The organism is Flavobacterium sp., from assembly GCF_003525665.1.
GTDB lineage: Bacteria > Bacteroidota > Bacteroidia > Flavobacteriales > Flavobacteriaceae > Flavobacterium.
Window position 1 is genome coordinate 1 of sequence record NZ_DQDX01000126.1, and the last position, 6,334, is coordinate 6,334.

General features: G+C 31.2%; 5 protein-coding genes. 2 read left to right on the plus strand and 3 right to left on the minus strand.

The genetic code is table 11. From position 1 onward, the window contains the following. Positions 1-36 precede the first annotated feature (36 nt). Together DIU01_RS09055 and prmA are read right to left on the minus strand one after the other, a co-directional pair. On the minus strand, positions 37-312 hold the full coding sequence (locus DIU01_RS09055; RefSeq protein WP_290833678.1) for an ATP-dependent Clp protease adaptor ClpS: 276 nt from the start codon (positions 310-312) through the stop codon (positions 37-39). A gap of 39 nt (positions 313-351) precedes the next feature. Further along, complete coding sequence (prmA, locus tag DIU01_RS09060; protein ID WP_290833680.1) at positions 352-1,191, minus strand: 50S ribosomal protein L11 methyltransferase; 840 nt, start codon at positions 1,189-1,191, stop codon at positions 352-354. A gap of 133 nt (positions 1,192-1,324) precedes the next feature. Here prmA and DIU01_RS09065 point away from each other — a divergent pair, with 133 nt between their 5' ends. Both DIU01_RS09065 and DIU01_RS09070 read left to right on the plus strand, forming a co-directional pair. After that, entirely contained in the window at positions 1,325-2,467 is a 1,143-nt protein-coding gene (locus DIU01_RS09065; RefSeq protein WP_290833682.1) for a hypothetical protein, read from the plus strand. Then, entirely contained in the window at positions 2,427-4,793 is a 2,367-nt protein-coding gene (locus DIU01_RS09070; RefSeq protein ID WP_290833685.1) for a hypothetical protein, read from the plus strand. The genes DIU01_RS09065 and DIU01_RS09070 overlap by 41 nt, the downstream gene beginning before the upstream one ends. A 71-nt stretch (positions 4,794-4,864) precedes the next feature. On the opposite strand, the gene hemN is transcribed toward DIU01_RS09070, so the two are convergent. Continuing rightward, positions 4,865-6,229 (minus strand): oxygen-independent coproporphyrinogen III oxidase, encoded by a 1,365-nt coding sequence (gene hemN, locus DIU01_RS09075; protein WP_290833687.1) that lies wholly within the window; start codon positions 6,227-6,229, stop codon positions 4,865-4,867. Positions 6,230-6,334: the final 105 nt, after the last annotated feature.

Genomic DNA, 6,334 nt, shown 5'->3' on the forward strand with positions numbered 1-6,334 from the left:
TAAACTTTTGGGTGCAGTCTAAAATCGGGATTTTTTTTATTGTATTTCTGCGCTTAAGCCAGCATCTAAAAGTGCCGAGCAATACGGTGTGAGTTCTTCAATACTTCCGTTTTTTACCGAACATTTTCCTTTGTAATGCACTAATATGGCACATTGTTCTGCTTGTAAAGGTTCGTGTTTGCAGACTTTTATTAGTGTTTCTATAACGTGATCAAAAGTATTTACATCATCGTTGAACAGAATTATCTCGTTGTTAATTCCTACTTGTTCGTCGACTAAAACTTCTTCTTGAACTTTTTCTATCGTACTCATCTTTAATTCTTTATTCTAATTTTTTTTGATGGTGCAAAATTAATTATTTTTTACATACTTCAAGGAAACCCAATTGTTTCTTTCGAATTTTTTAACAAAAGTCAAACCTTTTTCGGTACACGATGCATCAATAAACGGAATGTCTTCGGTGTAGAAACCACTAAATAAAATAGTTGCATTTGGATTCAAACAATCAACATACGCTTGCATGTCGTTTAGCAAAATATTACGGTTGATGTTGGCAATTATTAAGTCGTATTTTTTATCAACTAGGAGTGAAGCATCGCCTTCATAAACAGTGATTTCTTTGCAATTATTACGTTCGGCGTTTTCAATTGAATTTAAGTAACACCAATTATCAATATCAATTGCGTCGATTGGTTTGGCGCCTTTCATTTCGGCAAGAATGGCTAAAATTGCTGTTCCGCAACCCATATCTAAGGTTTTCATTCCTTCTACATTGGTTTCTAATAAATGTTGAATCATCATGTGAGTAGTTTCGTGATGACCAGTTCCAAAACTCATTTTTGGTTCGATTACAATATCAAATTCGGCATCTGTTTTTGGATGAAATGGCGCGCGAACATGGCATTTTCCGTCAACGTCGATGGCTTCAAAATTCTTTTCCCATTCTTCGTTCCAGTTTACTTGATCTATTTCTTCGATAGTGTAAGAAATGGTGAATTCTGGCGATGTTAAAATGTAAATATCGTCCAGAACATCTTCTGTCCAAAGGTCTTTTTGGATGAAAGCACTGAATCCCGTTTCGGTTTCTATGAAGCTTTCAAATGGTTTTTCGCCTAGTTCAGCAATTAGTATTTCTGAACCAAGTTCTTTCGGCTCTACAGTAAAATGATATCCTAAATAAATATTTGACATGAAGTATTTTTTTGCAAAGGTAAGCAAACCCATATTATATTTTAGGTTGATTTTATTTGAAATAATTTATTTATTTTTAACATTGATACTAGTTTTATACTAATTTCGTTGTGTATAAAAACGTTATTTTTAAATGAAAAAAATCTTACTGTTTTCATTAGTTGTACTTTCATTTTTGTCTTGTAAAAAAGATAAAAAGTACGATGTTATCAAGTCTTTTTGTTATTGGAAAACTGATACTTATTTTGGTCAAGAGGAAGATTCGCTTGCCAAACAAATGAATCTAAAACACATGTATGTGCGCTTTTTTGATGTCGATTGGAATCCGTATGCAGAAGAAGCGCAACCTGTGGCAACCATTGGTAATATTAGAATTACAGATAGTTTAAAAATTACACCAAGTATTTTTATTACCAATGATGTTCTTTTAAATTCTTCAAAGCCTCAATTGGATGTTTTATCGGAACGAATGGCAATTCGCATAAAAAAAATCATTGATAAATATCAAACTGAAAAAGCGAGTGCTTTAGCATACAAAATTGCAGATGCAGATTATGAAAGGCAAAAAGGAAATGCTTTTCAATCGAGATTAAGCACAGATTCCATAATAATAGCTGAAAAACCAAAATTCGAGAAAGACATTCAAGAACTTCTTTTTGATTGCGATTGGACCGAATCATCTAAAGAGAATTATTTTTATTTGTTAGAAAAATTGAAATCAAAATTTTCAAACTATAAAATTGCTTCTACCATTCGACTTTGGCAATATAGATATTATGAAAAAGCAGGAGTTCCTCCGGTCGATAAAGGACTTTTAATGTGTTACAACATGACAAATCCAACCGAATATAAAACCAAAAACTCCATCGGAACAAGTGACGAATTGGCTGATTATATTACACATTATAAATATCCATTAGAATTAGACATTGCTTTGCCTTTGTTTAGTTGGTCCGTTTTATTTCGTGGTGGCGAATTTAAAGGTGTCATTTCCGATTATCAAGAATTTGAAAAAAGTCCAACAATTTTCAAGAAAACAGACGACAATAAATACACTTTGCAAGATGACATTCAAATAGGTAAGTTTTATGCAAGAAATGGTGATGAGATAAAAATTGAAAAAATTTCGGATGATGAAATTGAAAATATGATTGAAATAATTACCGATAAAGTCAAGATTTCAAACGATACCAAAGTGACCTTCTTTTCATTCGATAAAAAATACATAAACGATTATGGAGTTCAAAATATATCCAAGTATTATGAAAGTTTTTAGTGCTTTTTTGCTGTTATTTAGCATCCAAGTTTTTGCTTGTGGATGGAGTGAATCTGCCGAAACTACTCGTTTGGCGTTATTTCGTGCAGAACGAATAAACAATGTAAAATTACGACCATTTTGCTATTCTGCCGATTATTATATGTCGGTAAAAGAAGGAAAAAATGCCGATCAAATTAGAAATTGTAAAGAATGGCAAGCCAAACTCGGAAGCCAAATTTCGGTTGATGACATTTACGAAATTCTTTATAATACCGAATCTGAAAAGTTTGAAAATGCTTCTAAATCTAAAGTTTTGCAAAATGTATTTAAAGACAATTCCTTTATTGAAGCATTGGTTTTGCCAAAGAACAAATTGTTTTTCGAATATATTTCATTAGCTAAAAAAATAGAATACAACAATTTAGGAGGAAATAAATGGGAATCTTGGGATGAAATTCAAACCAATTATTATGACGAAACTCCTAAAGCAAAAGCGGTAATTTCAAATTTCAAGAAGAAATTACAATCTACCAAAGATGCTTTTCTAATTAAAAGATATGCTTTTTTATTGTTGCGATATGATTTCTATAACAACGGAACTTCAAAAGAAATTGAAGAATTGTATCAAAAATATTTTACTTCAAAAGACAATTCAATTTTAAATCCTTGGGCGATGCATTATTTTGCTATGTCTATCGAAGATCAAGCGTTACGTAATTATTATTTAAGTAAAGTTTTTGTTTCGTGCGATGAAAAAGCATTTGCAGTAATGCTAAATTTTGATGATAAAATCATTGAAGAAACATTAAAATATGCTAAAAATGATTTTGAAAAAGGAATAATTTTGGCATTGAAATGCATGAGAAATCCTGCGCCAGCTTTAAAAGATTTGAAGGAAATTCAACAATTAATTCCACAAAGTGAATATTTTAGTTTTCTTGTTGGAAGAGAAATTAACAAATTAGAAGATTGGATTTTTACTCCAAAATATACTCAAGGTGCACCTTCGGTTGTATTTGAAACTAGTGATTGGTATTTAGATTACGAGAAAGCCAAAAAAGAAAACGAAATTAAGGATTATGCTTACTTAAATGAGTTGAAAGGATATCTAATTTCAATTCAATTTCAAGCAGTTGGTGAGCAAAAAGATTTTTACAATACGGCCATTGCACAATTGTGTTTTATTAACGACGAAATTGATTTGGGTAAACAATATTCAGATAAAATTTCATCCAATGCTAATGCAAGTATTCAACTTCAAAAGCACATTCAATTAGCTTTAATTGCATTAAAACAAGGAGATATTTCGGATGAAAAAACGAAACAGATTCTATTCGAAAGTTTCATTGCTATCGAAGATATTGTTGAAAATGATGCTACACTTTTTAAAAGTATGTATTCGTTATATCGCATAGCAAGTAAACAATATTTTGATAAAAACGATGCTGCAACTGCTGGTTTATTGTTCTTAAAATCTGAAAATAAAAAGACAAATTCAGATAATTTTGATGGATATTATGACTATTATTCTAACCAATACTACTATTATTATATTGGATATTTCGAGCGTTTTGCCAAGGAAAAAGACATTGATAATTTGATTGCATTGATTCAAAAAGAAGACAAAACACCTTTTGAAAAGTATATTTGTTCGGGCACGACTTATCAAGATATAAATGCTTACAAAGATGTAAAAGGAACGCTTGCTTTTAGAAATAATAATCTTGAATTAGCTCAAAAAACCTTCGATGAAATCCCAAAAGAGTTCTACGAAAAAACGTATGAATTTAAAAGTTATTTGAATGAAAATCCATTCATCCCAAAGGTTTTAGTTTATGGAACTAAGGAAAGAAAGTATGATTATAAATTCAATAAAGCTGATTTTGTTGCGACTTTAATCAAATTGAAAAAACAAAATACTGCCGAAAGTAATTTGAAATTGGCACATGCATACTATAATGTTTCATCTGTTGGAAATGCTTGGATGATGACAACATACGGCTTGTCATCAGGTGAATATGGCTATGCAGATTTTGTTTTTGGTGGCAATAGAGTAGATCAAGAAGTAAAATTTCAAAATGGAAATTTTTACAATCTTGAAATGGCAAGACAATATTATCAAAAAGTTTTGCAATTAGCTAAAAATAAAGAGATAAAAGCAATGGCAAGTTTAATGATTTTTGAATGTGATTTAACCAAACATTATTCCTTCGCAAAGCCCTATGAAGAAAATCCGAAGCCATTTATTGCAGGAATTGAAATCAAAAATTTCCTTACTATTTATAAGAATACAAAAACGTACCAACAATATAATTGTCCAATGTTAGAGCAGTTTATAAAGTAATTTAATTTGTGAAAATTAGTGCAATCTGTGTTAATATTAATTCGTGCAAATTCGTGCAATTTGTGTAAAAATTAAACCGTCATCGAAAACAATTCGGTTTGTGGAAGATTTCGTTTTAATCGCAAGTCAAATGCCATGCAAATGTTTCTCACAAATGGTTTTCCTTTTTCTGTAACTTGTATTGATTGACTTGATATTTTTACCAAACCATCGTTTTCCATTTCGTGAAGTTGGTTGATGATTTCGGGTAATTCTGGGAAAAAGTCATTATCGTTTTTCCAAGAAGTTTCAAATTGACACATCAAATTTAGAATGTGTTTTCTGATAATTAAATCTTCATCAGTTAGAATATGACCGCGAAAAACAGGCAATTCATTAGCATCTAATCTTTTGTAATAGTCTTCGATAGTTTTTTCATTTTGAGCAAAACTGTACCAACTATCACTAATTGAAGAAACGCCAAGTCCAATCATCAATTGCGTTTTGGATGATGTGTAACCCATAAAATTACGATGCAAATTTCCTTTTTGAAATGAATCGTACATGCTGTCGGTTTCTAAAGCAAAATGATCCATCCCAATTTCATGATAATTATTCTGCGATAATCGATTTTTTCCTGCTTCATAAAGCTGACGTTTTTCATCATCTTTGGGCAAATCTTCGCTTTTAAATCCGCGTTGTCCGTTACCTTTTATCCACGGCACATGAGCATAACTATAAAAAGCCAATCGATCAGGTGAAAGTGATTTGGTTTTATCTATGGTATCAATTACATCATCCAAAGTTTGAAATGGTAGTCCGAAAATCAAATCGTGACCTATAGAAGTATAGCCAATTTCTTTTGCCCAAAAAGTAACTTTCGCCACATTGTGAAAGGGTTGTATTCTATGAATCGCCGTTTGAACTTTTAGAGAATAATCTTGCACACCAAAACTAACTCTTCTAAATCCTAAATCATAAAGCGATTGCAAATGTCTTCTTGTAGTGTTATTTGGATGGCCTTCAAAGCTGAATTCGTGTTCCTTGGCTTTGATGGCTCGTGTGAAAATTCCGTTAATTAAAGCTTCTAAATTTTCTGATGCGAAGAAAGTAGGTGTTCCACCACCAAGATGAATTTCTTTGATAATGGGTTTATTTGGTAATAAGTCGCAATACAAATTCCATTCTTTTAAAACAGCTAAAATATACGGATTTTCAACTTCGTGATTCTTTGTAATTCGTTTGTTGCAACCACAAAAAGTGCACATGCTTTCGCAAAATGGCAAATGAATATATAAACTTATACCTTCTTCAGTATTAGATTCGTTGAATGATTTTATGAAAGTTGTTTTCCATTGGTCAATTGAAAATAAGTCTTCTTCCCAATATGGAACCGTTGGATAACTTGTGTATCTCGGACCAGGAACATTGTATTTTTGAATTAAAGAAATTGACATGATGGTGTACTTTTAAGTTCCAAAAGTAACCTGAGAAGCTTTATAAAAAAATGATATTTGTCATGTTGGAGAGGAAATAGAATATAGAGAATAGAGAATAGAGAA